General features: G+C 59.5%; 27 protein-coding genes and 1 pseudogene. 5 read left to right on the top strand and 23 right to left on the bottom strand.

Translation table 11 applies throughout. The annotated features are described in order from the left end of the window. Nucleotides 1-91: 91 nt before the first annotated feature. Nucleotides 92-982: an AraC family transcriptional regulator gene (locus tag ACM6IR_RS20870; RefSeq protein ID WP_414909449.1), complete on the bottom strand. Its 891-nt coding sequence runs from the start codon at nt 980-982 to the stop codon at nt 92-94. A 191-nt stretch (nt 983-1,173) separates the two neighbouring features. On the opposite strand from ACM6IR_RS20870, the gene ACM6IR_RS20865 reads away from it, so the two are divergent. Continuing rightward, the gene (locus ACM6IR_RS20865; protein WP_414909448.1) at nt 1,174-2,226 is read left to right on the top strand and encodes an NAD(P)-dependent alcohol dehydrogenase; all 1,053 of its coding nucleotides are present in this window, start codon (nt 1,174-1,176) and stop codon (nt 2,224-2,226) included. An 11-nt stretch (nt 2,227-2,237) separates the two neighbouring features. Here the strand turns inward: ACM6IR_RS20865 and ACM6IR_RS20860 are convergent, their stop codons facing one another. The 6 genes from ACM6IR_RS20860 to ACM6IR_RS20835 all read right to left on the bottom strand — a co-directional run bounded on the left by ACM6IR_RS20860 (nt 2,238) and on the right by ACM6IR_RS20835 (nt 8,105). Beyond that, on the bottom strand, nt 2,238-3,041 hold the full coding sequence (locus ACM6IR_RS20860) for an IclR family transcriptional regulator (protein ID WP_414909447.1): 804 nt from the start codon (nt 3,039-3,041) through the stop codon (nt 2,238-2,240). A gap of 60 nt (nt 3,042-3,101) precedes the next feature. Continuing rightward, nucleotides 3,102-4,412: an MFS transporter gene (locus ACM6IR_RS20855; RefSeq protein WP_414909446.1), complete on the bottom strand. Its 1,311-nt coding sequence runs from the start codon at nt 4,410-4,412 to the stop codon at nt 3,102-3,104. A 173-nt stretch (nt 4,413-4,585) separates the two neighbouring features. After that, nucleotides 4,586-5,734 carry a galactonate dehydratase gene (gene dgoD, locus ACM6IR_RS20850; RefSeq protein WP_090186690.1) on the bottom strand — a complete coding sequence of 383 codons (1,149 nt, stop codon included), beginning with the start codon at nt 5,732-5,734 and terminating at the stop codon, nt 4,586-4,588. A 45-nt stretch (nt 5,735-5,779) separates the two neighbouring features. Then, entirely contained in the window at nt 5,780-6,400 is a 621-nt protein-coding gene (locus tag ACM6IR_RS20845; protein ID WP_414909445.1) for a 2-dehydro-3-deoxy-6-phosphogalactonate aldolase, read from the bottom strand. A 19-nt stretch (nt 6,401-6,419) separates the two neighbouring features. Continuing rightward, the gene (locus ACM6IR_RS20840) at nt 6,420-7,412 is read right to left on the bottom strand and encodes a 2-dehydro-3-deoxygalactonokinase (protein WP_414909444.1); all 993 of its coding nucleotides are present in this window, start codon (nt 7,410-7,412) and stop codon (nt 6,420-6,422) included. 210 nt (nt 7,413-7,622) lie between these two features. Then, a complete protein-coding gene (locus ACM6IR_RS20835; protein WP_414909636.1) occupies nt 7,623-8,105 on the bottom strand; it encodes a GNAT family N-acetyltransferase in 483 nt (160 codons plus the stop codon). 354 nt (nt 8,106-8,459) lie between these two features. Here ACM6IR_RS20835 and ACM6IR_RS20830 point away from each other — a divergent pair, with 354 nt between their 5' ends. The 4 genes from ACM6IR_RS20830 (at nt 8,460) to ACM6IR_RS20815 (ending at nt 10,816) form a co-directional block, all read left to right on the top strand. Next, the gene (locus tag ACM6IR_RS20830; protein ID WP_414909443.1) at nt 8,460-9,665 is read left to right on the top strand and encodes an MFS transporter; all 1,206 of its coding nucleotides are present in this window, start codon (nt 8,460-8,462) and stop codon (nt 9,663-9,665) included. A gap of 83 nt (nt 9,666-9,748) precedes the next feature. Continuing rightward, on the top strand, nt 9,749-10,087 hold the full coding sequence (locus ACM6IR_RS20825) for a hypothetical protein (RefSeq protein ID WP_414909442.1): 339 nt from the start codon (nt 9,749-9,751) through the stop codon (nt 10,085-10,087). A gap of 53 nt (nt 10,088-10,140) precedes the next feature. Further along, nucleotides 10,141-10,395 (top strand): hypothetical protein, encoded by a 255-nt coding sequence (locus tag ACM6IR_RS20820; protein WP_414909441.1) that lies wholly within the window; start codon nt 10,141-10,143, stop codon nt 10,393-10,395. 40 nt (nt 10,396-10,435) lie between these two features. Next, nucleotides 10,436-10,816, top strand: a complete 381-nt coding sequence (locus tag ACM6IR_RS20815) for a Rho termination factor N-terminal domain-containing protein (RefSeq protein WP_414909440.1) — start codon at nt 10,436-10,438, stop codon at nt 10,814-10,816. A gap of 132 nt (nt 10,817-10,948) precedes the next feature. Here ACM6IR_RS20815 and ACM6IR_RS20810 read toward each other — a convergent pair whose 3' ends face one another. From ACM6IR_RS20810 to acpP, 16 genes and pseudogenes are all read right to left on the bottom strand, one after another. Next, entirely contained in the window at nt 10,949-11,878 is a 930-nt protein-coding gene (locus ACM6IR_RS20810; protein WP_414909439.1) for a PfkB family carbohydrate kinase, read from the bottom strand. Further along, nucleotides 11,871-13,337: a purine-cytosine permease family protein gene (locus ACM6IR_RS20805; protein ID WP_414909438.1), complete on the bottom strand. Its 1,467-nt coding sequence runs from the start codon at nt 13,335-13,337 to the stop codon at nt 11,871-11,873. Before ACM6IR_RS20805 ends, ACM6IR_RS20810 begins: the two co-directional genes overlap by 8 nt. 192 nt (nt 13,338-13,529) lie before the next feature. Continuing rightward, nucleotides 13,530-14,528, bottom strand: coding sequence for an ADP-ribosylglycohydrolase family protein (locus ACM6IR_RS20800; protein ID WP_414909437.1), 999 nt, complete (start codon nt 14,526-14,528; stop codon nt 13,530-13,532). Then, a complete protein-coding gene (locus ACM6IR_RS20795; protein WP_414909436.1) occupies nt 14,525-15,238 on the bottom strand; it encodes a GntR family transcriptional regulator in 714 nt (237 codons plus the stop codon). The genes ACM6IR_RS20800 and ACM6IR_RS20795 overlap by 4 nt, the downstream gene beginning before the upstream one ends. A gap of 98 nt (nt 15,239-15,336) precedes the next feature. Then, nucleotides 15,337-15,897: a DUF1285 domain-containing protein gene (locus ACM6IR_RS20790; RefSeq protein ID WP_414909435.1), complete on the bottom strand. Its 561-nt coding sequence runs from the start codon at nt 15,895-15,897 to the stop codon at nt 15,337-15,339. 16 nt (nt 15,898-15,913) lie between these two features. Continuing rightward, nucleotides 15,914-16,522 (bottom strand): DUF4823 domain-containing protein, encoded by a 609-nt coding sequence (locus ACM6IR_RS20785; protein WP_414909434.1) that lies wholly within the window; start codon nt 16,520-16,522, stop codon nt 15,914-15,916. 244 nt (nt 16,523-16,766) lie between these two features. Then, nucleotides 16,767-17,735 carry a GTP 3',8-cyclase MoaA gene (locus ACM6IR_RS20780; RefSeq protein WP_414909433.1) on the bottom strand — a complete coding sequence of 323 codons (969 nt, stop codon included), beginning with the start codon at nt 17,733-17,735 and terminating at the stop codon, nt 16,767-16,769. Nucleotides 17,736-17,874: 139 nt separating this feature from the next. Continuing rightward, nucleotides 17,875-18,513, bottom strand: coding sequence for a TetR/AcrR family transcriptional regulator (locus tag ACM6IR_RS20775; RefSeq protein ID WP_414909432.1), 639 nt, complete (start codon nt 18,511-18,513; stop codon nt 17,875-17,877). Nucleotides 18,514-18,855: 342 nt separating this feature from the next. Next, on the bottom strand, nt 18,856-19,641 hold the full coding sequence (locus tag ACM6IR_RS20770; RefSeq protein ID WP_414909431.1) for a TatD family hydrolase: 786 nt from the start codon (nt 19,639-19,641) through the stop codon (nt 18,856-18,858). Nucleotides 19,642-19,655: 14 nt separating this feature from the next. After that, nucleotides 19,656-19,746 (bottom strand): annotated as a pseudogene (locus ACM6IR_RS20765) (pilus assembly protein PilZ); the annotation flags it as partial. 77 nt (nt 19,747-19,823) lie between these two features. Beyond that, nucleotides 19,824-20,810, bottom strand: coding sequence for a DNA polymerase III subunit delta' (locus tag ACM6IR_RS20760; protein ID WP_414909430.1), 987 nt, complete (start codon nt 20,808-20,810; stop codon nt 19,824-19,826). Then, nucleotides 20,803-21,435 carry a dTMP kinase gene (gene tmk / locus ACM6IR_RS20755; protein ID WP_414909429.1) on the bottom strand — a complete coding sequence of 211 codons (633 nt, stop codon included), beginning with the start codon at nt 21,433-21,435 and terminating at the stop codon, nt 20,803-20,805. The genes ACM6IR_RS20760 and tmk overlap by 8 nt, the downstream gene beginning before the upstream one ends. 20 nt (nt 21,436-21,455) lie before the next feature. Further along, nucleotides 21,456-22,676: an endolytic transglycosylase MltG gene (gene mltG / locus ACM6IR_RS20750; RefSeq protein WP_414909428.1), complete on the bottom strand. Its 1,221-nt coding sequence runs from the start codon at nt 22,674-22,676 to the stop codon at nt 21,456-21,458. A 3-nt stretch (nt 22,677-22,679) separates the two neighbouring features. Further along, nucleotides 22,680-23,495 (bottom strand): aminodeoxychorismate lyase, encoded by an 816-nt coding sequence (gene pabC / locus ACM6IR_RS20745; protein WP_414909427.1) that lies wholly within the window; start codon nt 23,493-23,495, stop codon nt 22,680-22,682. Then, the gene (gene fabF / locus ACM6IR_RS20740) at nt 23,495-24,739 is read right to left on the bottom strand and encodes a beta-ketoacyl-ACP synthase II (RefSeq protein ID WP_414909426.1); all 1,245 of its coding nucleotides are present in this window, start codon (nt 24,737-24,739) and stop codon (nt 23,495-23,497) included. Before fabF ends, pabC begins: the two co-directional genes overlap by 1 nt. Nucleotides 24,740-24,847: 108 nt before the next feature. Next, nucleotides 24,848-25,084 carry an acyl carrier protein gene (gene acpP / locus ACM6IR_RS20735; RefSeq protein WP_003442511.1) on the bottom strand — a complete coding sequence of 79 codons (237 nt, stop codon included), beginning with the start codon at nt 25,082-25,084 and terminating at the stop codon, nt 24,848-24,850. Nucleotides 25,085-25,160: the final 76 nt, after the last annotated feature.

Here is a 25,160-nt window from a genome sequence, read left to right as displayed (position 1 = left end):
ACGCCTGAACATCAAGGCTCCCGAAATGGGGGCCTTTTTGTTGCCTGCTATTTATGGAAACACCCACTACCCCTGTGGGATCAAAGGTGTGTCAGGCAGCGCGTTCGTCGCCAGGGTTACGTTCGAAGTAGCGCTTGTACTCGCGGCTGAACTGCGACGTACTCTGATACCCCACCCGATGCGCAACTTGCGCCACACCCAAACCTTCGGCGAGCAACAACTGCTGCGCCTTGAGCAGTCGCAACCGCTTCAAGTACTGCACCGGCGACAACAGCGTGCTGCGTTTGAAGTGTTCATGAAAAGTCGAGGCGCTCATGTTCGCGCAGGCGGCCAGCGTCTCGACGTTCAACGGTTCAGTAAAATGCCCATGCAGATGGTTGAGTGAAGCCGCAATCCGGGCGAATTGCCCCTGCTGTTCCACCAATGCCCGTAGCACATCGGCCTGCGGTCCCCGCAACGCGACGAACAACAATTCACGCAACCGCGCCGGGCCCATGATCTGGCATTCCAGCGGATCGTACAGACAGCGCAACAACCGTTCCACACAACCGCGCATGGCATCGTCGAGCACTGCCGAGGTCATGGACTCAGGTGTCTGAGCGGGAATATTGCGCCCCGGCACCAGCCCCATGGCCAACACCAACTCTCCGAGCAACGCCCGGTCGATGGCGATCGAAACCCCGAGCATCGGTCCATCCGGTGCCGAAAACGTTTCGCACTCAAACGGCACAGGCAATGCCTGAATCAAATAATGCCCGGCGCCGTACTCCAACGTACGCGGCCCCAGATACGCCAATTTGCTGCCTTGGGCGATGATGACCAGGCTAGGCTCGTAAATCTGCGGACCACGAGCCACATCGCAGCCGGCTCGCAAAACCTGCACACCCGGCAACGCGGTCGGGACGAACCCGTCACGGATCGCCAACGGCTGAATCAGCGAAACCAGCGCGGCATTGGCATCGAGATGACGTGTCAACAACATGAGAGCTCTTCACAAAAAAAGTCGCGAAAAAAGGGATGAAAGCATCATCGCAGGTCTGATCGCCATTGCGTCCACTCGAAAGCCGATGCCGGAGGATTAGGCATGACACCCGGAGGAATCGCCATGGTCGGTAGCGGGTACGGCGCCCAAAATGCGTCGCCTCACTTGTCACAGCTTTTGCGAGGTTCCTCATGTACACCGCCATCGGTTATGCCGCCCAGTCGGCCACCACTCCCCTCGCCCCCGTAAAATTCGAGCGCCGCAGCCCGCGCGCCGACGACGTTGCAATCGACATTCTGTACTGCGGCGTCTGCCATTCCGACATCCATCAGGCACGCAATGAGTGGGGCATTGCCGTTTACCCTCTGATGCCCGGCCACGAAATCGTCGGGAAAGTGACCGCCATTGGTGCGAATGTCACCAAACACAAAATTGGCGATCTGGTCGGTGTCGGCTGCATGGTCGATTCCTGCCGCAGCTGCGAGGCCTGCCAATCGAATCTCGAGCAATACTGCCTCGAAGGCCCGACCATGACGTACGCCACCCCGGATCGCGTCGATGGCAGCAACACCATGGGCGGCTACTCCGACAGCATCGTGGTCAGCGAGCACTTCGTGGTGCGCATCCCGGAAAAGCTCGACCTGGCCAGCGCCGCGCCGATCCTGTGTGCCGGCATCACCACCTATTCGCCGCTCAAGCATTACGGCGTGAAGGCTGGCGACAAAGTCGGGATTCTCGGCATGGGCGGTCTCGGCCACATGGGCATCAAATTCGCCAAAGCCATGGGCGCGCAAGTCACACTGTTCACCCGTTCGGCTAGCAAGGCTGAAGAAGGTCGTCGTCAGGGGGCGGACCACGTGATCGTGTCCACCGATGCCGAGCAGATGAAAGCTGCGGCGGGGCATTTCGACTTCCTGCTGGACACCATTCCGGTGCAGCACGATCTCAATCCCTATCTCGACACCCTGCGTTTCGACGGTGTGCACATTCTGGTGGGCTTGATCGAACCTATTGATCCACCGGTCCACGCCGCCAAACTGGTGTTGGGGCGTCGCGTACTGGCCGGCTCGCTGATCGGCGGCATCGCCGAGACCCAGGAAGTGCTGGATTTCTGCGCCGAGCACAGCATCACCTGCGACGTCGAAATGCTCGACATCCGTCAGATCAACGAGGCTTACACCCGCATGATCGCGGGCGACGTGAAGTACCGCTTCGTCATCGACATGGCCACGCTGAAGGTCTAAACCTTCGCGGCTTATACCTTCAAGCCAAGTTCCGCCGAGAGCCGGGCTGTGACCCCTTTGATCAGGGGAATCAGCTCGGCCATTTTTTCCAGTGGCATATAAGGCACGGTGCTGGCGATGCTGATGCCGGCAACGATGCGCTTGCTGGCATCACGAATGGGCGCCGCCACACAGCGGATCGACGGTTCGTTATCTTCCAGATCGAAGGCGTAACCACCTGCCACGTACTCGACCATGCGCTGCTGAAACTGCTCCCAGGACTGCTCCGGGTGTTGCGGCCAGAATTGATTTTTTCCACCCGCTGGCAGGCTGACTTCGTACAGCCGCTGCCACTCTTGCGGCGTGTCATCGAGCATCAATGCCTTGCCGATCCCGGTGCGCGCCAACGGCATGCGATGACCGACCCGCGAACGCATTTCCGGGCCATTGCGCCCCGGATTCTTGTGCAGGTACAGCACTTCGTCGCCTTCACGGATCGCCAGGTGAATGGTGTCGCCGGTCAATGCCGACAACTCATCCAGATAGGGCCCGGCGAGGGTCACCAGCGGCAACTCTTCGCGCGCCTGGAAACCCAGTTCGATCAGCTTCGGCCCCAACAAATAACCGACTTGCGGCACCACACGCAGATAACGCTCGTCCACCAGGCAACTGGCCAGACGATGCGTGGTGCTGCGCGTCGTGCCGATCAGCCGGGCGATTGCCTTGAGATCGCGGGCGCCACTGGCCACGGCCTGAACCACACCCAAGCCACGAAGCAGTGTCTGGGTACCGGTCGGCGCGGTGTCCTTGGCGTTTTTTGGGGCGTCTTCCTGCATATCCAGCCTTTACCGTTGAGCGAGTGAACGGGCGACATTATGGTCGCCCGACCGCTGCGACTACAACTTGATACGCTCGACCTTCCCGACCAACAGCACGTAGGAAAGTGCACCAATCAACGCCAGCACCGCGATGTAAGTGATGGCTGGTGCGAACGAATCACCGGTGGCCAGGAAACCGATAACGATCGGTGTGGTAATGGCCGACAGATTGCCGATGAAATTGAATACCCCACCGGTCAGCCCAAGCAACCGTGCCGGGGCCAGCGTTGAAACCAGCGACCAGGTGATCGAGGCCAAACCGTTGCCGAAGAACGCCAACGCGAGGAACGCAATCACCAGCGGTGTCGACTCGACGAAGTTGGCGCCGATGATCGAGGTGGAAATCAGCAAGCCGCCAATGATCGGCAACTTGCGGGCGAAACCCACCGTGTAACCGCGACGGATCAAGAGGTCTGAAAAGAACCCGGAACAGAGCACCCCGATGAAGGCCGCGAGAAATGGCAGCGAGGCCAACAAACCGGACTTGATGAAGTCCATGCCGCGATACTTCACCAGGTAGGTCGGGAACCATGTCAGAAAAAACCACAGCGTCGAATTGAGGCAAAACTGGCCGAGGTAAATACCCCACAGCTTGCGTTTGCTCAGAACAATCCCGAGGTCGGTCCAGCTGAACCTGGCTTTGACTTTGGCTTGTTCAGCCTGGATATCCACCAACCCGCCACCTTCGCGGATCAAATCGATTTCGGCGTCGTTGGCGCCTTTGAAATCCCGAGGTTCGCGATACACCGCGTACCAGATCACCGCCCAGAGAATGCCCACCGCACCGGTACTGACGAACACCATGTGCCAGCCATATTGATGCTGCAACCAGGCCAATACCGGTGTCAGGAACGCCAGCCCGACAAACTGCCCGGAGGTATAGAAACCGATCGCCGTGGCGCGCTCGCGCTCGGGAAACCAGGTGGTGACCACGCGACTGTTGATCGGGTACGCCGGTGCCTCCAGGGCACCGACTGCCATACGTAATACGAACAGTGCGATGAAACTGGCCGCAAAACCGAGCATCACCGTGGCGACCGACCACAGCAGTAAGGCGACGCTGTAGAGGATCCGCGGCGGAACCCGGTCCACCAGCCAACCGCCGGGGATCTGCATGGCAGCGTAAGTCCAGCCAAACGCCGAGAAAATCAGCCCGACGTGAATCGGATCGATGCCCAGTTCGCTGGTCAGCGCCGGCGCCGCGATCGACAGGTTGCTGCGGTCCAGATAGTTGATCACCACAGTGATAAACAGCAGGACCATGATGAAAAAACGCTTGCGACTGGGCGTCACCAACGACGCCTGCCCGGTGAGGGTTTGCGGTTGCATGGGGAATGCCTCTTCTTATGTTTATTGAGGTCGATTTAAAGACGTGCGCTACCCCTTGTGTGTGGGAGCCTGCTCGCGAAAGCGGTGTATCAGTGGACATTTATTTTGAATGTCAGTCCGTCTTCGCGAGCAGGCTCGCTCCCACAGGGAATGGGGGTTGAATCAGACAGCACTCACCACTCGGCAAAACTGCCATCGGCATGGCGCCAGATCGGATTACGCCAGCGATGGCCGACCGCTGCGCGTTCGATGACGTACTCCTCATTGATCTCGATTCCCAGCCCCGGACCATTCGGAATTTTCACGAAGCCTTTGTCATAGTCGAATACCCGTGGATCCTTGACGTAATCCAGCAGGTCGTTGCTCTCGTTGTAGTGGATGCCCAGGCTCTGCTCCTGGATAAACGCGTTGTAGCAAACCGCGTCCAGTTGCAGGCACGCCGCCAGTGCAATCGGCCCCAACGGACAATGCAGCGCCAGCGCCACGTCGTAGGCTTCGGCCATGTTGGCGATCTTGCGGGTTTCGGTGATGCCGCCAGCGTGCGACGCGTCGGGCTGAATGATGTCGACGTAACCTTCGCTGAGCACGCGCTTGAAATCCCAGCGCGAAAACAGGCGCTCGCCGAGGGCAATCGGCGTGCTGGTCAGGGGCGCCAGCTCCTTCAGCGCTTCGTAGTTTTCGCTGAGCACCGGTTCTTCGATGAACATCAGTTTGTACGGGTCGAGTTCCTTCATCAGCACTTTGGCCATCGGCTTGTGCACCCGGCCATGGAAGTCCACGCCAATGCCGACGTTCGGGCCCACGGCATCGCGCACGGCCGCGACGTTGGCCAGCGCCAGGTCGACTTTTTCGAAGGAATCGAGAAACTGCAGCTCCTCGGTGCCGTTCATTTTCACCGCCGTAAAACCACGCTCGACCGCTTCTTTCGCAGCACGAGCGGTGTCCGCCGGCCGGTCACCGCCGATCCACGAATACACACGAATCTTGTCGCGCACCTGACCACCGAGCAAATCGCTGACCGACACCCCCAAGGCCTTGCCCTTGATGTCCCACAACGCCTGATCGATACCGGCCAGCGCGCTCATGTGGATTGCGCCGCCACGGTAGAAGCCGCCGCGGTAGAGCACGGTCCAGATGTCTTCGATGTTGCGTGGGTCTTTGCCGATCAGGTAGTCAGACAATTCTTCGACGGCAGCCGCCACGGTGTGAGCGCGTCCTTCGACCACGGGCTCGCCCCAACCGGTCACGCCTTCGTCCGTTTCAATCTTGAGGAAGCACCAGCGTGGCGGGACGATGAAGGTGGTCAGTTTGGTAATTTTCATCTTTGTCTCTCTTATTGGATGCAGCGCGCTCGGCGCCAAAAAGTCTTAACGCAGAGCCTTCCATGCAGCGACATACGCCTTGGCGTTCACGGCCACGTTTTGCGGACTCATGCCCGGTTTGAACAACCCGGAACCCAGGCCGAAGCCTTTGACACCCGCATCGATAAACACCTGCATGTTGTCCGGGGTGATCCCACCGACCGGCACCAACACGGTTCCTGCCGGCAACACCGCGAGCCAGGCTTTCACAACGGCCGGCCCCATCTGCTCGGCGGGAAACAGCTTCAGCACATCCGCGCCTTCGGCCAACGCGGCGAACGCCTCGGTCGGCGTCGCGACACCCGGCGACAGAAACAACCCTGCTGCCTTTGCCGCGCGCAATACCTTGGCATCGCTATGCGGCATGACAATCACCTGTCCACCCGCCGCTTTCACCTGTTCGACCTGTTCCGGCGTCAGCACCGTGCCCGCGCCGATCAGGCAATCGGCGGGTAAGGTACTGCGCAGGATGCGGATACTTTCGTACGGCTCAGGGGAATTAAGCGGCACTTCGATGACGCGAAATCCGGCGGCATAAAGGACTTCACCAATGGCGGCCGCTTCTTGCGGGCGCAGGCCGCGCAAGATCGCGATCAGACCGTTTTGCGCCAGTGCTTGCTTGAGCATGTCAGACCTCCAGTCGGGTTTAACGGGATGGGGTTCGGGTAATCAGTCCGGCGGCGACAGCCAACTGCCACAACCCGCGTTCGGTGGCTTGCTCGGCCAGCGTCGCCCGCGCAAAACCGCAGGCATTGAGGGCACGGCTGTAGCGGGCGCAGAGTTGGGAGTTACCGATGAGGACAATCGAAGGCAGATGAACGTTGTTGCGCCGACGCCTCAAAACGCTGGCCAGCGCCGCCAGCTCATGACCGATCAGAAGACCGGACAGATAGTCCGGTTGAGCCGTGGCGCTCAGTTCACCGGTCAGCCCCAAACTGCGGGCACTGAACAGCGTCGACAGCGGACCGATCTCGCCGTCCGCGGACAAGGCCACCTGCACGCCACGATCAAATGCCTCACCATCAAAGGACGCCCCGCGCTGTTGGGTGCGCCCCAGAATGCTGTGTTCACTGAGCACGGCGAACACTTCGCCGGTCATGAACGTATCGAAATGCACGATGCAGCCATCGGCCACTTCCACCCATTTCGAATGACTGCCCGGCAGCCCGATCAATAGATCAGCGCTCACCCCGTTCGGCAGATTCTGCAGCACACCCAGTACCTGGGTTTCTTCGCCACGCATCACATTCGGCAGACGCGAACGCTGAATCACACCCGGCACGATATGCACATCGACACCGCGCAGACTGCGCACGATTTGTAAGGAAGTTCCGAGACTAGCGACGTTCGCCGGCGTGTCGCGGTAAGGCGCTTCGTGCCAGCCCTGTGCGCTGCCGACCATGCCACAGGCAATCACCGGCAAATCCGGCTGCGCGTCGAGCCAGTCACCGCAGGCCTCATCGAACGCCAGTTCAAAACCGTCAGCGCATTCCCCACCGGCAATGACTCGCGGCGTGCGCGGCAACTGCATGATCCCCGACGACAGCGAACGCTGTTCGAGTACCTGGCCACCCGCGGCCAGTTTGTAAGCACGTAATGAGGTTGTCCCCCAGTCGAGCGCGATCAATTGCGCCAGCATCGCTTCACCTGTTTTGTTTATGGGCAGTGAGTGAGCTGGACTATAAACCCGGACGCCGACAAATCTCAATATATAACTACAGCTCCCACATACTGGGATTAAATCAAAAAAAATCGCAGCCTTCGCCAGCTCATGAGTTTGAGGTCGACCGCGATATCGCGGCGTTCACCGAATCTGTAGAGCTGCCGAAGGCTGCGATCTGTTAAGGGTTTAATTGCCCGCGGCAAACTCCCTTAACACTGCCCCATCCATCCGATACCGAACCCATTCTTCCTGTGGCTGCGCGCCGAGGGATTTATAGAAATCGATCGCCGGCTTATTCCAGTCCAGCACGCTCCACTCAAAGCGTCCGCAATCATTGGCGCAGGCGATTTTTGCCAGGTGGCGCAGCAAGGTTTTACCGGCACCGCCGCCGCGCTGTTCGGGGGTAATGTAAAGGTCTTCGAGGTACAGGCAGTTACTGCCCAGCCAGGTGGAATAGCTGAAGAAGAACACCGCAAAACCGATCGGCAGGCTATCGCGCAGGCAGATCAGGCCATGGGCTGTGGCACCTTCGCTGAACAGGCTGCGCTCAATGTCGGCGACGCTGGCAATGACTTCGTGGCGGGCACGTTCGTAATCGGCCAGTTCAGTGATGAACGCGAGGATTTGCGGTGCATCGCTGGGGGTCGCCGGACGGATCTCGATGGTCATGAACGTGCCTTCGTCAAAAGTTGAAAACGCCATACTAAGTCGGCGCGAGGTGCACGTCACACAGGAAATTCAAAGGTGATTTATGGAGCATGTGTAGCAGCTGGCGAAGCCTGCGTTCGGCTGCACAGCAGTCGTGAAATCAGACGCTGAGGTGTTTCAGGAAAACCACGTATTCAGGTTTCACGACTGCTGCGCAGCCGAACGCAGGCTCCGCCAGCTGCTACAGACCATAAACGTTTTCGACGCTTTACTCCGGCCATCACTAACCCTGAAATCGATAACCTCGGACCTAACATCGGCGCCTTGCATGATAGATAGATGACACTCACCGTTATCGGGTCAAGGAACTGGGTCATGTCTACCGCACCACCGCAAGTCTCCAGCAGGTTATTCGGCCTGTTCTGTCTCGCCAGTTATTTGCTGTCACTGCCCTATGGCTCGACGTTTTTGCTGTCGCTGTTGATCGGCTCACGCGGCGGCAACGAACATGATGCCGGCAGCGTGATTTCGGCGGCGATGCTCAGTACGTTTGCGGCGGTGATTATCTCCGGGCACTTGTCCGATTGGCTTGGCGCAGCGCGCTCGATTGCCGTCTTCGGCGTTCTGCTGGTGGCCGCCAGCCTGGGCTTTGCACTGACACCGGGATTTGGCCCTTTGCTGCTGTTTTTCGGGCTGCTGCTCGGGCTGGGTTGGGGCGTGTTCTACACACTGGGGCCGATCATTGTGGCGAGCCTGGTGACGCCCGCTCAACGCGCCAAATACTTCGCGCTACTGTCGGGCAGCATGATGACCGGGATCGGCAGCGGTCCATTGCTCGGCCGCGCGGCCAGTGCCTTCGGCTATCCGGTGACGGCGGCGTTTTACCTCGCGGCACTGGCGAGCCTGATCGGCGTTCTGCTGTTTTGGCGACTGGATGCGCAGCTAAAAAAAGCGCCCTCACCCACCGCCGTAGTCGCAGGAATTTCCTGGCGCGCCACCGCACAGGTACTGTCCTCCAGAGCGGTACTCCCGATCATCATGGTCGGTCTCGGCGGGTGCGTATTCGGTGGTCTGTCGAGTTTTCAAACCAGTTACGCGGCGACCCGCTCGCTCGACTACTCGTTGTTCTTTTTCGGCTTCATGGGCGCAGCGATCAGCAGCCGACTGTTGATCGCCGGGTTCGTGGTCAAGCGCGATCCGCTGCGTGCGTCCTGTCTGCTGTCAGGGCTGATGATGGGCTCGATTGTGCTGTTCGGTTTCGTCGTCGACGGCGGCTTGAGCTACGTACTGGCGGCGATGATGCTCGGCGTCGGATACGGACTGACCTATTCAGTGATCAACGGCCTCGCGGCCAATGAAGCACCGCACGGCACCACCTCGCAATCCTTGCTGCTGTTCAGCCTGTCCTACTTTATCGGCGTGTTTGGCTTTCCATTGCTGGCCGGGGAAATCATCGTGGAACACGGCATGGCGACGTTACTGCTCACGGTACTGGTGGTAGCGTTGCTGAACTGGCTGATCACTGTGGGGCGGCTGATCTGGCGCCAGGTCGCCAGCACCAAAGCGTTGCAGCAGGCCTAGACCGTTCGTCGTTCATCAGGCACCAATCCAGATCGGGGGCGGACCAATATCAGGTAAGGACTCTATTAAACGGAGACGACACCATGATCATGTCCAGGTTGACCGCCCTCGCTCTCGTCACCCTGTTGTCCTCTGCTGCCTTCGCCGCCACCATGGCGTCCGGCACGGGCCCGACCGACCCGGTCGAAAAACCGAAAGCGCCTGCCCTCCAGAGCGCACCGGGCATGAACACTGACGGTGCGAGCATCGGCAGCAGCCTGCCGCCGTCGACCGGCACTGATCCTCGTCTCCAGGGCAACGACATGAGCCGTCAAGGCGGCGTGAGCGTGCCAGACACCCAGACGCCCGATAAAGCAGGCCCCGCCATCGGCTCGAAACCCACCACCGGTGGTTCGGGTTCCGAAGGCGGTATCAGCCAATAATTCGCCGACGCGAGCTATACGACAAACCTGTCCATATCCATGAAGAGGTAACCATGAACGTCGATAACAACCTTGAGAAAGAAGTCCTGACCCGCCTGCTGCACGCCCACCCGAGTGGTCTGGGCAAGGAGGTCCTGGACAATTACCGGGGGGAGAGAGTTGTGGCCAGCACCCTCGCCACCCTGCAGGATCGTGGATTGATTCAGCATGGTCATGTGATCTGCAACGGGGCCGGCGAGCACTCGCTGCATCTGCCGATCAAACTCAGTGCCGCGGGTGTCGAGGCTGCACGCATGCTGGATGTGTAGCACCTGAACATCAAAAGATCCCGAATGTAGGAGAGATCCCATGCCTCGTGGAAGCAAAGACAAATACACCGCCGAGCAGAAGCGCAAAGCCGAGCACATCGAAGAAAGCTACGAGCACAAAGGTGTCTCGAAGGATGAAGCAGAAGCACGCGCCTGGGCGACCGTGAACAAACAGTCGGGGGGCGGAGAACGCAGGGGTGGTTCCGGACGCAAGAAACCGGCGAGCGCCAAGTCTGAAGATCGCAAGGAGTCAGCGCGGCGTGCTGTGGCCAGCCGTGAAGGTCACTCTCGTAACAGCAAGGCTTCGCGCGATATGCAAACCGTGGAAAGCTTGAGGAAAGAAGCACGGGCGAAGAACATTCCGGGGCGGTCGGGCATGCGTAAGCAGGAGTTGATCGAGGCGTTGCGCAAGGCGGGTTAGCGGCCTAAATAATGGAGAGTTGAGGACCTCATCGCGAGCAAGCTCGCTCCCACATTGGATCTATACCAGCAGCCGATACCTCGACCAACATAGATCAACTGTGGGAGCGAGCTTGCTCGCGATAGCGGTCGTTCAGGCGCCGAACGTCTTGCTGATCAACGCATCCACCTCAGCAACCCCAGGCGACGTCGCCGGCCCCCGCCGAGTGACCGCGAGTGCCGCCGCTGCATTCGCCCGCCGCGCCGCTTCAGGCGCCGACAACCCTTGCGCCAACCCGGCCACAAACACCCCGGCATGCGCATCCCCCGCGCCGTTGCTGTCCACTGCCTCAACCTTGAAACCGGGCACCTGCTGACGGTCGCCACGCTGGTTGATCCAACACCCTTGCGGGCCGTCGCGAACCACCATCAATACGTCGGCGGGTAAATACTCGGTCAATCGATCCAATGCCTGGGCAATGTTCAACGCCCCGGTAAACCGCAACGCCTCAACGCTGTTGCTGGTCCACAGATCAATGCGCCGCGCCAAGGCCTGCATCAACGGTGCATCCGGCGAATCGACCAGAGGACCTGGATCGAACACCACATTGATCGCCTTCGGTAAACCGATCACCCACCCCACCAGCGCCTGAGCCTTGCCGCCATGCAGCAGGCTGTAGCCGCTGACGTAAACGTAGTCGCCCGCCTCGGCCCGCACGCTCGCCAAATCCTCGGCCGTCAACTCGCCCTCGGCGCCGATGTACGAAATGAAACTGCGTTCAGCCGATGCATCGGTCACTGCCACGCACACGCCCGTATCCCGTTCGGCACACTGAGCGGTGCCGATCCGAATGCCTTCAACCTTCATGGCCTCGCGCGCCAGATCACCGAAACGACCGGTGCCATGACGACCGAGGTAGACCACCGTCAAGCCATTACGCCGTGCAGCAGCCATCACATTGAACCCGCCGCCGGCTTCAAAACTGGCGGACTGTGCCAGCACATCGCCGCCCGGCTGAGGCAGTTTATCCACGGCCATGACCAGGTCGATCATGACCTGGCCGGTGTGCAGCATCTTAGGCATGAGCGCTCTCGACCAATGCGCAGCGACGATCCTTGGCACCACCGAGTACAAAATAGATCCCACCCGCCACCAGGAACGTCACGATCCAGCCGAGGCCGTTATGCCCCAGCCAGGAGTCGGACAGGAACCCGCGGAACCAGACAGTTTGTTCAGTGGTGCCGATGGTGGTGAAACTGAAGCCCAACACGATCGCCACCGCCCACGCCCCCAATGCGCGCCACTCGATGCCACCGCGATACCAATAAGCACTGCTCGGGCTGACGTCCAGCAGATCCTTGGGGCTGTAGTAATGACGGTGAATCAAGTCCACGACGAAGATCCCGACCCATGCCGTGATCGGTACTGCCAGCAAGGAAATGAAGGTAATGAACGGACCATAGAAACTGTCGGCGATCAGCATGAAGTAAATCGAACCGGCAAAGATGGCGACGATATCAACCACCACCGCGTAGACGCGCTTGACCTTCAAGCCCAGGGTCAACGTGGTCAAACCAGCGGAGTACACCGACAGGTTGTTCGACAGCAGCAATCCACCGAAGGCGGTGATCAGGTACGGCACGGCCATCCAGGTCGGAAGCATGTCGCGGATCGCGATGATCGGGTCGGTGGCCGAGGCCAGGTCGTTGTTACCCACCGACAGCAGGGCGCCGAGGGTGATCAACAATACCAGTGGAATTCCCGCCCCGAAGGCCGCCGACGCCACCAGGCGCGCTGCTTTGACGCTGCGGTGCTGATAGCGCGACATGTCCGCACCGGCATTGGCCCATCCAATCCCGGTGCCGGCCGCCATCGTGCCGACGCCGATGATCATCGCGCTCAACGGTGCGGGCGCGGCGTTGAACACCGCGCTCCAGTCGATGGTAGCGCAGAGGAAACCGCCGACCAGAAGGTTCAGTGCGCCGAATACGTAAGTGGCCCACTTCTGGATGACCAGTAACGTCGCATGCCCAAGGCCGGATACCGACAAGGTCAGCAACACGAAAATCGCGATGAAGATAAGGGTCAATACCGGTGCGCTTTTGGCTTCCACCGGCGAGCCAAACAGGATTGAGCACAGCGACAGCAACACGAACGCTGCAGTAGTGGTGTTGACGGTTTCCCAACCCAGGCGCGACATCAACGAGACCAGGGTCGGCGCGATATTACCGCGGACTCCGAAGATCGCTCGCGACAGGGTCAGGCTCGGTGCGCGACCACGACGACCGGCGATGGAGATGATCCCGACCACGGCGAAAGAACCGGCAGCGCCGAGGATCGCGACGATGATTGCCTGCCAGATTGCCAGGCCGCGAAACGCAACCAGCGTGGCGCCCAGCGGCAGGCCGAGGATGGAAATGTTGGCCGCGAACCAGACCCAGAACAGTTGCAGTGGATGACCGCTACACTCGGCCTCCGGCACCGGTTCGATGCCACGGGTTTCCAATTGCCCGGCGCCAGGCCCGGCGGTCGATGAATTCATGTGAGGCTCCTGTTGCCATTTTTGTGGTTGTGGGCAAGTGCGGAAGTTGACCTGTGTGTTCCATTGCAGGTGAAAAATTCAAGTACGCGGCACGCCTATCGCGAGCAAGCTCGCTCCCACAGGAATAGAGAAAACCTCAAGATCAACGCCTAACCTGTGGGAGCGAGCTTGCTCGCGATGGCGTCAGTCCAGTCAACGCAAAGCCAACAGCCCCCGCACCAGCGGTTCCAGTTCCAGATCGTTAACGGCTTTGACTTGCTCGATCATCGCCACCGGCCAGCTCTCCAGACCCAGGCAGGCCCCGAGCATGGCGCCGAGAATCGCCGCGATGGTGTCAGTGTCGCCGCCTAATCCCGCAGCCATGCACAGCGCTTCGAAGGCGTTCATTTCGCCGATGGCCACTTGTTGGGCCAAAGCAAACGAGACGACGACCGATTCCTGGGAGGCCACCGACGTGCCGATCACGTCATACATCAGGTCCGCCAGCAATGCCTTGTCGCTGTCGACGCTGACGGTCCGCGCCCAACTGATGCGCGAGGCGATGCGTCCACCCGCGACCCAGTGGCCATGGTTTTCAGCTTGCTGAGCGAATTGCTGACCGAGGTTCAACGCCTCGCCCAGGTCCATGCCGTTGATGCCGGCCGAGACTACCGCCGCCACCGCCGCCGCGCTGGAGATACCCAGCGTAGTGTTGTGAGTGACCTGGCAGGCCTGCACCACGGCGTTGATGAAGCGTTCAGGCTGGGCGATATCCGTCGCAATCCCGACCGGCGTGATGCGCATTGCCGCACCATTGGTGGAGCCGTAGCGTCCCGCCTCTTCCGGAGAATGACCGGCGAGAATCATCTCGACCGCGCGTTTGGTCGAAGGGCCGAGCAAGTCTTGCGAGCCCTTGGCCTGCATCCCGGCTTCCCATTCGATCAGCCGTTGGGCGAGTACTGTCGGCTCGATCCGGCCCTCGCCGTCGATCAGTAACCGAGCGACCAGAATCGCCTGTTCGGTGTCGTCGGTGATCGAGCCTTTGGGCATGTTGGCCGCAATGGGTTGGTCCGGGCCGGCATCTTCCAGACCGGTGATCTCACCGAAGCGCGCCTTGATTTCGGCGCGGCTGAGCGATTGCGTCGGCATGCCCAGCGCATCCCCCAGCGCCAGTCCATAGAACGCGCCGAGAGCACGATTGAGCGCGGTCATTGTGAAGTGCCAAATTGCAGGTGCAGTCGGAAGTGCACAGGGTCGAGCAAGCTTTCGACCTGCTCCATGAAGCGGTTTTTTCGGTCGTAGGTGGTGCGCAAGGCTTTGAGAAATACCGTGCCGACCGGGCGACCGAGCAACTCGGCGTCTTCGGCGTTCAAGGGTTCTGCACCGATCCATTGATCGCCGCGCTCACCGATGTAGCCGTAGGCGGCCAGGGTAATGGTCAGGGAATTGTCGATCAGACCGACACGCGGCAGGCTTTCCAGACCTCCGGTGGCGGGCATCAAAGAGCGTTCGAGGGAGACCAGCGTGCCGTCGTTGGAGCGGCGGCGACGGTCAAGAGTGATGAACTGATCCGTGCCAAAACGCAACAGCAGGTCAGAACGGGTGACCGCCTCCAGCCGCAGCACTTCGGTATTGATCAGCGCCCCACTGTCGGCCAGCGCCTGAGCCCAACCGTTGCGCTGATCGAGCACCACGCCGTCGAACGTGACGATGGAACCGACACCGCTTTGGGTCGCGATGTAGTGACGGCGTTTCAGTTCGGCCAGGGCTTCACGTAGCGTGCCTCGGCTGACTTTGAATTCTTGAGCCAATTGATGCTCGCCCGGCAACAGAAAGCCATCCTCCATGAGGCCGCTTTCGATGCGCCGGATGAGCTCGTCGACCACCCGTTGTTTCTTGTCAAATCGTACCTGTCTAATCATGTACAACGTGATAACCGAAACGGGACGGGGCGAGCAAGGACTATTTCCCAGAGGTGACAGAAGGAGCGGGAGCCAGCTGACTCCCAAATTTTGATCAATTACGGCTCAAGACCGATGGGGAAAAATTCGCCACCGCTCCACACGCCAAGCCAGCTTTGCCCGTCGATTTCACGGGGCACGGCCAGCTCCACCAGCTGGTAGAACACGTTGCGATGAATAAGGGCTTCGAGGTTGGTACGCACATGCACATAAGGTGCAGGTTCTTGCGTCACTGGATCGATCACCACGCGAATCGGGTGTTCGACGCCTGCTTCAGCCGTCTCGTCAACATTAGTGGTAAAGCACAAGCGTTGAGCTTCACCCTCGCCTTCAACGTCTACGGCAATCGCCACAAAGGGCGCATCGTCGACCTTGATACCGACTTTCTCGACCGGAGTGATCAGGAAGTAATCATCGCCGTCGCGGCGAATGATGGTGGAGAACAGCTTGACCATCGGCTTGCGTCCGATTGGCGTACCGAGGTAGTACCAGGTGCCATCGCGGGCGATGCGCATGTCGATGTCGCCGCAGAAGTCAGGGTTCCACAAGTGGACCGGCGGCAAGCCTTTGGTTTTGGGGATCTGCCCCAACAAGTCGATGGCTTTTTCCGGACCGCTCATGTTGCTCTCCTCTGAGTTATTGGTCGCTGAGCCCCAGCAGGCTGCGTGCATATTGCGCCAGCGGCGGGCCCATAAGGTCTTCGGGCTTGGTGTCGTGGAACGTCAGTAAACCGCCACGACTCTTGATACGCGCAGTATCAATCAAATACTGGGTGCTGGTCTCGATCAAACTGATCTGAATCACGCCGCTGTCGATCCCGAAACGGTCCACGGCCTCCTGATCCATCCATTCGTCCAAGTTGCCGATTCGATCGTCGGACTTGGCGAAACGGGTATACAACAGGTAATGGGCACCGGCGGCACGGGCTTCAGCCATGGCCTGGTCGAGACCTTCCGGCATTCGGGCGCGACGCACCATCGGGAAATATTCGACAAAGCCTTCGAAGGCGACTTCAGCGATCACGTTAGGTCGCGGGTAGATGACACTGCCCGGTGGAATGAAGGCACCCTGGGCGATGTAGACGAACGAGTCCGGCTGGATACGAAGATTGTGTACGCGGCGACTGTCGCTGTGATCCAGCAGCCCTACGTCGCTCATCTGGTAGCGAGTCCCTTCAGCCATATCGCTGACATTCATGCAGCCGCCAAGCGCCAAAATGGCCAGCAGCAAAACCAGGCTACGCATCCTACCCTCCAGAGGCCGGTGACGGAAAACCGGCGATTGGCCAAGGAATGCAGCTTCCGCGCCAGCTCAGGAGAAGCACACACTCCTTGTAGCAGCTGCCGAGCTTGCGAGGCTGCGTTCGGCTGCGAAGCAGTCGTGAAATCAGGCGATGCGGTATTTCAGAAAAACCGCGGATACAGGTTTTACGACTGCTTCGCAGCCGAACGCAGCCTCGCAAGCTCGGCAGCTGCTACAAGGACGGTGCTTAGCCGCCGATGATCTTCATGATGGTTGCGCCACCAGAGAACGCCACTTCCTGCTTGTCGCCCAAGGCTTTCACCAGGAGTCGTTGCAAGGCCGGCAGCGCCTGATGACGAGGTTTGTCCAACAGATCGCCGACATAGTGACGGTTGCTCGATGACAGGCAGCCATGCAGCCAGCCCGTGGACGACAGACGCAGCCGCGAACAGGTTCGGCAGAACGGCACGCTCTCGTTGGCGATCACACCGAAATGGCCTAGGCCCGGAATCTCGTAGCGCACGGCCGTCGCGTCTACCGGCGCATCGGCCTGAAGGTACTCGTGGCGCTCGCCAATCAGGCTTAGCAATTGCTGAAGGCTGACGAATTGCTGGAGGAAGGCATTGGAGTCGCTGGCCAGGTGACCCATGCGCATCAACTCGATGAAACGAAGCTCGTAGCCACGCTCCAGACAGTAATCGAGCAGCGGCATCACCTGATCGAGGTTCTGTCCGCGCAACGGGACCATGTTGACCTTGATCTTCAACCCCGCAGCGCTCGCCTGGTCCATGCCGTCGAGCACGGTTGCCAGGTCACCGCCGCGAGCAATGCTACGGAACGCGCTGGCATCCAGGGTATCGAGGGAAACATTGATGCGGCGAATGCCGGCATTCAGGAGCAGGGGCAGTTTTTTCGCCAGCAGCTGACCATTGGTGGTCAGGCTGATGTCCTCCAGGCCCATCTGCCCGACGGCGGTCATGAAGGTTTCGAGTTTGGGGCTGACCAGCGGCTCGCCACCGGTGATACGCAAGCGCTCAATGCCGGCGGCTTCGATCAAATACGCCACACCGCGCGCCATGGCTTCGGCCGACAACTCATCCTGCGCAGCCACCAGTCGCTTGCCGTTGGGCACACAGTAGGTGCAAGCGTAATTGCAGGCTGAGGTCAGACTGATTCGCAAATTGCGAAAACGCCTGCCTTGACGGTCAACGATCATGGATCACTCCGGCAATGGGAAATTCGAACCCATAAAACTTGACTCACAAATCAAGTTTTAGCAAGTCCTATGCCTGAGTATATTCCTGCGGTCCCGCGTCATATAGCGAAAACATTTCGCAATCAGGCAGCTGAATGACTCAGCTGCTCGGGGTGTCGGTATCGCGCTTGCGCTTGTTGCCCATGCGCACACCAATGTCCATCAGGAACTGGAAGAAGCCTTCCTGATCTTCCAGCACATTGCTCCAGAACGGCGAGTGATACAGCGCCACGGCGCCATGCACCAGCGCCCAGGATGCGCAGTAATGAAAGTACGGCGGCACGTCTTCGAGCTTGCCTTCACTGATGCGACCCTTGATCAGCAGGGTCAGGCGTTCGAAGTTCGAGGCGCGAATCTTGTGCAGTTCCTGGACCATCTCCGGCACCTGGTTGCCCTTGACCACCTTTTCTTCCAGGCGATCGAACAACCGATAGCGTTGCGGGTCGCGCATGCGGAATTCGAAGTAGGCCCGGGACAGCGCTTCCTTGTCCTTATCGACATCGGCCGAATGCAACAGCTCATTCAGATCGCTCTCGTAATCGAGCATCAGGCGCAGGTAAATCTCCGCCTTGGATTTGAAGTGCTTGTAGATCGTGCCTTTGCCGATCCCGACGGCATCAGCAATCATCTCGACGGTGACACTGTCTTCACCTTGGTCGAGGAACAGCTTGAGCGCGGTATCGAGAATTTCTTGCTCGCGGCGACGAAACTCACGGACCTTACGAGGTTCTTTATGCATAAGAAAAGGTCTGTAGGGGTCAAAATTCGAAGCCGCGTATTATGCCTAACTTGCGCAAAAATGCACGGATCATCCGACCATATATGTGTTTCGTGATGAATTCCGACAGAGTCCTCAATCGATGAGAACGCTTCCGAAGCGGTCGTATTCCAAAATTGTTTAAAAACCGGGGCCGGTAAACTGGACTCGGCGCAATACTGATCAATACTTGAACTGTCGGCGGGACATCTCCCCCAAGTGTCACGCCGATATTGGTACCAACGGATGGCGTACCATTGTTTTACTCCTAATGGTCTTAACCCGGATTCACCCCCCAGAACCCGGGTTTTTTTTGCCTGCGATTTAACCTTTCACATGCGCCAACGGGAACAGCCGCTTGAAATTTTCAGTCGTCTGCTCGGCAAATCGCTCGTAGGACTCACCTCGCAACATTGCCAGAAATTCCGCTACGTCGCGTACGTACTGTGGCAGGTTCGGCTTTCCGCGATGCGGGATCGGTGCAAGGTAGGGCGAATCGGTCTCCACCAACAGGCGATCAGCGGGCACTTTACTGGCGACATCGCGCAGAGCATCGGCATTGCGAAAAGTGACAATGCCCGACAGGGAAATGTAGTACCCCATATCCAGTGCAGCCTTGGCCATTTCCCAGTCTTCAGTAAAGCAATGCAGCACACCCGCCTGCGGCAGTGCAGCGTCACGCAGGAGGCTCAATGTGTCGGCGCGGGCGCCACGGGTGTGGATGATCACCGGCTTGCCTGTCTGCTGCGCCGCTTGCAGGTGCAGGCGAAACGAGGCCTGCTGCAACTCCGCCGCTTCCGGCTCGTAGTGATAATCCAGGCCGGTTTCACCAATCGCCACCACTCGCGGATGATTGAGCTCTTGCAACAGCCAATCCAGTGCTGGCGCGGCCCCCGGTTGCACATCCAGTGGATGCACGCCAACCGAACAGTCGACGTCGTCGTAACGCTCGGCCAATGCTTTGACGTCGGCGGCGTTATCGACGCTGACACCAATGCACAGAAAGTGACCGACCCCGCGCTGACGCGCCGCATCAAGAGCGGCGTCCAGGGAGCCGTCGTGGGCGGCAAGGTCGAGGCGATCGAGGTGACAATGGGAATCTACGAGCATAAAAGGGCTGCAACTTACATCGTATGAGTGGGACGGTCGGACTTCATGGCTCCGGCCAGATGGGTTTCGATTCGACTGCGCGCTGTTGTCGCCTTCGTTGAACTGCCGTTACGCGGCCCCGGATTGACGACTTCATTCATGCTGAACTCCACTGCTGACGCTCAGAGTCTAAGCCCGGACGGTCACTTCTGGGTAGGTAATCCCGCCCACTGCACCAACAGCGCCTCCAGCAACAGCACCCGATTCAGGTTGGCCTTGCTCATGACTTTCTGGCGCTGGGCGAGGATCCAGTCCTGAATAGCCAGGACTTTGTCCTGCCTGGTTTTCTGCGCCAGATACTGAATCACCTTGCGCATGTCCGCCAACCCCAACCCTTCTTCATCCTGAGTCAGCTGATAGCGCAGGATCAGGCTCGACCAGTCGCAGAACCAGTCGAACAACAGTAACAACGGAATCGCATTCCAGCCTTCAGCCAATTGAGTCGGCGATTGCTGCTGCTTGAGCAACTTCTTCACGCCATCGACTACCAGCGCACGCTGTTCGCGCACGCCCTGGGCCTGCAAATTGACCGCAGCCAGTGGCGAACCGGCCGCCAGGGTCAACAATTCGATACGCTCTTCTTCCGAACAGTCCGGTAAAGCCTTTGCCAGCCACGCAAGACTCATGGCCTCGCTGGGCAGTGGGCAAGCCTGCTGCACGCAACGGCTCTTGATGGTCGGCAACAGTCGACTGGTCTGGTGGCTGACCAACAGCAAAACAGTATCGCCGGAAGGCTCTTCAAGGCTTTTGAGCAAGGCGTTGGCGGCGTTGATGTTCATCGACTCGACCGGCTCGATCAGCACCACTTTACGGCCGCCCATCTGCGAGGTCTGGACCACGAAGCTGACCAGATCACGAACCTGATCGACCTTGATCGCCTTATCAGCCTCTTCCGGTTCCAGAATGTAATTGTCGGGATGACTGCCGGCCTTCAGCAACAGGCAGGACTTGCATTCGCCGCAGGCGTCCTGAGCGGTCGGACGCTGGCACAGCAAACTGGCCATCAGTCGCTCGGCCAACGCTCGCTTGCCAATCCCGGCCGGGCCGTGCAGCAAATAGGCATGAGCATGTTGCTTTCGGCCCGCCAACTGCTGCCAGAGACTGTCCTGCCACGGATAGGCTTCAGCCACGAGTCAACTCCAGCAGACGCGGCAGCAAGGCATCCAGAGACTGCTGAACCTGCGCCAGCGGCTGGGCGGCGTCGACCAGGACATAACGCGCAGGATCGGCTTCAGCACGCTTGAGGAACGCCCTGCGCACGGCATCAAAAAAGGTTCGGCCTTCGAGTTCGAAGCGGTCCAGCCGTCCACGAGCGCTCGCCCGGGCCAGCCCCACTTCCACCGGCAGGTCAAAGATCAACGTCAGGTCCGGGCGCAGATCACCCTGGACGAATGTTTCCAGCGCCGCGATGCGCTCCAGCGACAAACCGCGTCCACCGCCCTGATAGGCGTAAGTCGAATCGGTAAAACGATCACACAACACCACCGCGCCTCGCGCCAGTGCCGGGCGAATCACCTCGGCCAGATGCTGGGCTCGCGCGGCAAACACCAGTAGCAACTCCGTGTCCGGATTCATGACTTCGTCGACCGGCGCCAACAGCACCTCGCGGATCCGCTCGGCCAACGGTGTGCCACCCGGCTCGCGGGTCAGTACCACCTCGATACCGGCGGCGCGCAGGCGCTCGGCCAGGTATTCGCGGTTGGTGCTCTTGCCAGCGCCTTCCGGGCCTTCCAGGGTAATAAACAAGCCAGTCACAGGCAGTCCTTTAATCAGAGTCATTGCGGGCTTTGCGGCGCAGCTGCATCCGGTGCAGGCACGGGGGCAGCGGCAGGGGCAGGCATGGGCATGGGAGCAGGCGCGGGCGCGGGTTCTTGCGGTGCTACGGGTGGCAGTTCTTCAGGCGCAATATCAGGCGAAGCCGCAGGGATCGACTCCTGGGCATTCTGAGCCTCCGGCGCAGTCGCAGGCGCCGGGCTGGAACGGTAATCGGCGCGACGCTTGAGCTGGAACTCACGCACCGCATTGTTGTGTGCATCCAGATCATCGGAGAACACGTGGCTGCCATCACCGCGAGCGACAAAGTAGAGGCTGTTGCCGGCAACCGGATTCAGCGCCGCATGAATGGCTTCACGCCCGACCATGGCAATCGGCGTCGGTGGCAAACCAGAAATCACGTAGGTGTTGTAAGGCGTCGCTTCCTTGAGGTGAGCACGGGTCAACTTGCCACTGTAGCGGTCACCGAGGCCGTAGATCACCGTCGGATCGGTCTGCAGCAACATGCCAATCGCCATGCGCCGCACAAAGACGCCAGCAATTTGTCCGCGCTCTTGTGGCACACCGGTTTCCTTTTCCACCAGCGACGCCATGATCAACGCTTGATACGGTTCGGTGTACGGCACATCAGCGGCGCGCTGATCCCATTCCTTGGCAAGGACCTCGTCGAGGCGATCGTAAGCTTTTTTCAGCAGATCGGCGTCTGTCATGCCACGCACGAAGCGGTAGGTATCCGGGAAGAATCGCCCTTCCGGAAAGACCCCGGTGTGGCCCAGCTTGTCCATCACTTCGCTATCGCTCAAGCCGGTCAGCGTCTGCTCAAGCTTTTCATCCTTGGCCAGCGCGGCGCGCACCTGACGGAAATTCCAGCCCTCTACCAGGGTCAGGCTGTACTGAACCATTTCCCCACGCTTCCACAAGTCGATCAGGCTCTCGACAGTCATGCCGGGCTGCATGCGGTACTCGCCACTGTGCAACGGCTGCCTGCTCAGATTGAAGCGCCAATACACACGCAGCCAAAAAGCGTCCTTGATGACGCCTTTGGCTTCGAGTCGATAGAAGGTGCGGGTGGGTGTGGTGCCTTTGGGCACATCCAGCAGCTCTTCCTGGGTGATGTTCAGCGGCTGTTCCAGCGCTGAATGGATCTTCCAGGCCGAAGCGCCCATACATAGCCCCGCCAGGACCAATCCGGTTTCCAGCAGCAGCAAGAATTTACGTCTCACGTATCAAGCATCCAGTAGCGCGCGGGCAATGACTTGGAGTTTACGGGTGAGCGGCCCAACCGGCCAGCTCAGTGCTGCATACGCGCGCACAGGCCAGACGCCATACACGCTGTTGCAGATAAAGACTTCATCAGCCCATTGCAGCTGTTCGAGGGTGATGTCGGTAATTTGCGTGGGAATCCCCAAGGACTTGGCTTGAAATAATAATTCAGCACGCATCACGCCTGCCACACCGCAGCGTTTGAGATCGGCGGTGATCAACACGCCATCGCGCACCAGGAACAGATTACTGAACACGCCTTCGATCACTCGCCCGGCTTGATCGAGCATCAAGCCTTCGGCGTGCTCGGTGTCTTGCCATTCGGAACGGGCAATCACTTGCTCGAGACGGTTCAGGTGTTTGAGGCCGGCAAGCAGTGGCTGCCTGGAAAGCCGTGTTGCGCAGGGAAACAGGCGAACGCCCTGCTCCGCGTGAATAACAGGATAAGCGGCAGGAGGACTGCCCTGCAGAATGCGGCGTGCCTGTGCCGAGGGATCGGGCGCGTAACCGCGCAGGCTGTCGCCGCGAGTGACGATGAGCTTGAGCACACCCTCACCCAACGCAGAGGCATAGGCCTGCAATTCACCGCGGATCAACTCGTGATCGGCTGTGATTGCCAGCCGCGAGCAGCCATCTGCCAGACGTGACAGATGCCGATCCAGCAACAGCGGCTGCCCGCCACGCACGGCAATGGTCTCGAATAGACCGTCGCCATAAGCCAGGCCGCGATCTTTCAGCGACAAAGCGTCAGCCGGCTGACCGTCGACCCAGCTGTCCATCAGTCAGCGAACCGACGGAACACCAGCGAGCCGTTGGTGCCACCAAAACCGAACGAGTTGGACAGCACCACATCGATATCCATGTTGCGCGCAGTGTGCGGCACGAAATCGAGATCGCAGCCTTCGTCCGGCTCATCGAGGTTGATGGTCGGGGGCGCCACCTGGCTGTTGATCGCCAGCACACTGAAGATCGCTTCGACCGCGCCCGCCGCACCCAACAGGTGGCCGGTCATGGATTTGGTCGAACTGACCGCCAGTTTGTAAGCGTGATCACCGAATACCGACTTGATCGCACAGGCTTCCGCAAGGTCGCCGGCCGATGTCGAAGTGCCGTGGGCGTTGATGTACTGAACCTGATCGCCATTGATCTTCGCATCGCGCAGGGCATTGGTGATGCAGCGTGCAGCACCGGCACCGTCGGCGGGTGGCGACGTCATGTGGTAGGCGTCGCCACTGGTGCCGAAGCCGATCAGCTCGGCGTAGATGGTCGCGCCGCGAGCCTTGGCGTGCTCCAGCTCTTCAAGAACCAGTGCGCCGGCACCATCGGACAACACGAAGCCATCACGGCCCTTGTCCCAGGGACGGCTGGCGCGGGTTGGCTCGTCGTTACGGGTCGACAGTGCGCGGGAGGCACCGAAGCCGCCCATGCCGAGGCCGCACGCGGCCATCTCGGCACCACCGGCAATCATCACGTCGGCTTCGTCATACATGATGTTGCGTGCCGCCATGCCGATGCAGTGCGTACCGGTGGTACATGCGGTGGCGATGGCGTAGTTAGGTCCCTGTGCACCCAAGTGGATGGACAGAAAACCGGAAATCATATTGATGATCGAGCCAGGCACGAAAAACGGAGAAATCCGTCGTGGGCCGGAATCATGCAGGGTGCGGCTGGTTTCTTCAATATTGGTCAATCCGCCAATACCCGAACCTATGGCCACGCCGATGCGCTCACGGTTGGCGTCGGTGACTTCCAGACCGGAGTTACGCACCGCTTGAAAACCTGCGGCCAGACCGTACTGAATGAACAGGTCAAGCTTGCGAGCTTCCTTGAGCGACAGGTATTCCTCGACATTGAAGCCCTTTACCGAGCCGCCAAAACGGGTGGAATAGGCAGAAAGGTCGGTGTGTTCGATCAGACCAATGCCACTGCGGCCAGCCAGAATGCCCTGCCAACTGCTTGGCACATCCGTGCCCAGTGGCGACAACATACCCATACCGGTGACTACGACGCGTCTACGCGACACAGCACTCTCCTTTTTCAAATGACGACTTTGCATCAGGCCTAAAGAAAAAACCGCACGCCGTGATGGCAGTGCGGTTTTTCCATGACAGCAAGCAACGATTACAAGCTATTAAGCCTGGTGGTTAGTAACGTAATCGATTGCGGCTTGTACAGTAGTGATCTTCTCAGCTTCTTCGTCAGGGATTTCGGTCTCGAATTCCTCTTCCAGAGCCATCACCAGCTCAACGGTGTCAAGGGAGTCGGCACCCAGGTCTTCAACGAAGGAAGCAGTGTTGACCACTTCTTCTTCTTTAACGCCCAGTTGCTCAGCAACGATTTTCTTGACGCGCTCTTCGATGGTGCTCATACCTTGTTTTCACTCCTAATGGACAAATTCAGGCAGCTGGCCAGTGGGTAAGTGTATAGAAAGCCTTTTCAGTTTT

Origin of the sequence: Pseudomonas sp. IT-P253 (assembly GCF_949768125.1) — a bacterium.
Taxonomy (GTDB): Bacteria; Pseudomonadota; Gammaproteobacteria; order Pseudomonadales; family Pseudomonadaceae; genus Aquipseudomonas.
This window is presented reverse-complemented; position numbering and strand designations above follow the sequence as displayed.

What these genes read in the sequence shown, in the direction of transcription:
- ACM6IR_RS20840 (WP_414909444.1), bottom strand. Translation starts at nt 7,412, where the DNA reads ATGCTGGCGCAATTGATCGCGCTCGACTGGGGGACAACCTCATTACGT.
- ACM6IR_RS20835 (WP_414909636.1), bottom strand. Translation starts at nt 8,105, where the DNA reads ATGACCATCGAGATCCGTCCGGCGACCCCCAGCGATGCACCGCAAATC.
- ACM6IR_RS20800 (WP_414909437.1), bottom strand. Translation starts at nt 14,528, where the DNA reads ATGACCGCGCTCAATCGTGCTCTCGGCGCGTTCTATGGACTGGCGCTG.
- acpP (WP_003442511.1), bottom strand. Translation starts at nt 25,084, where the DNA reads ATGAGCACCATCGAAGAGCGCGTCAAGAAAATCGTTGCTGAGCAACTG.
- ACM6IR_RS20780 (WP_414909433.1), bottom strand. Translation starts at nt 17,735, where the DNA reads ATGATCGTTGACCGTCAAGGCAGGCGTTTTCGCAATTTGCGAATCAGT.
- dgoD (WP_090186690.1), bottom strand. Translation starts at nt 5,734, where the DNA reads ATGAAAATTACCAAACTGACCACCTTCATCGTCCCGCCACGCTGGTGC.
- ACM6IR_RS20815 (WP_414909440.1), top strand. Translation starts at nt 10,436, where the DNA reads ATGCCTCGTGGAAGCAAAGACAAATACACCGCCGAGCAGAAGCGCAAA.
- ACM6IR_RS20785 (WP_414909434.1), bottom strand. Translation starts at nt 16,522, where the DNA reads ATGCGTAGCCTGGTTTTGCTGCTGGCCATTTTGGCGCTTGGCGGCTGC.
- ACM6IR_RS20820 (WP_414909441.1), top strand. Translation starts at nt 10,141, where the DNA reads ATGAACGTCGATAACAACCTTGAGAAAGAAGTCCTGACCCGCCTGCTG.
- ACM6IR_RS20795 (WP_414909436.1), bottom strand. Translation starts at nt 15,238, where the DNA reads ATGATTAGACAGGTACGATTTGACAAGAAACAACGGGTGGTCGACGAG.
- ACM6IR_RS20855 (WP_414909446.1), bottom strand. Translation starts at nt 4,412, where the DNA reads ATGCAACCGCAAACCCTCACCGGGCAGGCGTCGTTGGTGACGCCCAGT.
- pabC (WP_414909427.1), bottom strand. Translation starts at nt 23,495, where the DNA reads ATGGACAGCTGGGTCGACGGTCAGCCGGCTGACGCTTTGTCGCTGAAA.
- ACM6IR_RS20770 (WP_414909431.1), bottom strand. Translation starts at nt 19,641, where the DNA reads ATGCTCGTAGATTCCCATTGTCACCTCGATCGCCTCGACCTTGCCGCC.
- ACM6IR_RS20790 (WP_414909435.1), bottom strand. Translation starts at nt 15,897, where the DNA reads ATGAGCGGTCCGGAAAAAGCCATCGACTTGTTGGGGCAGATCCCCAAA.
- ACM6IR_RS20830 (WP_414909443.1), top strand. Translation starts at nt 8,460, where the DNA reads ATGTCTACCGCACCACCGCAAGTCTCCAGCAGGTTATTCGGCCTGTTC.
- ACM6IR_RS20810 (WP_414909439.1), bottom strand. Translation starts at nt 11,878, where the DNA reads ATGCCTAAGATGCTGCACACCGGCCAGGTCATGATCGACCTGGTCATG.
- ACM6IR_RS20845 (WP_414909445.1), bottom strand. Translation starts at nt 6,400, where the DNA reads ATGCTCAAGCAAGCACTGGCGCAAAACGGTCTGATCGCGATCTTGCGC.
- ACM6IR_RS20865 (WP_414909448.1), top strand. Translation starts at nt 1,174, where the DNA reads ATGTACACCGCCATCGGTTATGCCGCCCAGTCGGCCACCACTCCCCTC.
- ACM6IR_RS20825 (WP_414909442.1), top strand. Translation starts at nt 9,749, where the DNA reads ATGATCATGTCCAGGTTGACCGCCCTCGCTCTCGTCACCCTGTTGTCC.
- ACM6IR_RS20870 (WP_414909449.1), bottom strand. Translation starts at nt 982, where the DNA reads ATGTTGTTGACACGTCATCTCGATGCCAATGCCGCGCTGGTTTCGCTG.
- ACM6IR_RS20860 (WP_414909447.1), bottom strand. Translation starts at nt 3,041, where the DNA reads ATGCAGGAAGACGCCCCAAAAAACGCCAAGGACACCGCGCCGACCGGT.
- ACM6IR_RS20775 (WP_414909432.1), bottom strand. Translation starts at nt 18,513, where the DNA reads ATGCATAAAGAACCTCGTAAGGTCCGTGAGTTTCGTCGCCGCGAGCAA.
- ACM6IR_RS20805 (WP_414909438.1), bottom strand. Translation starts at nt 13,337, where the DNA reads ATGAATTCATCGACCGCCGGGCCTGGCGCCGGGCAATTGGAAACCCGT.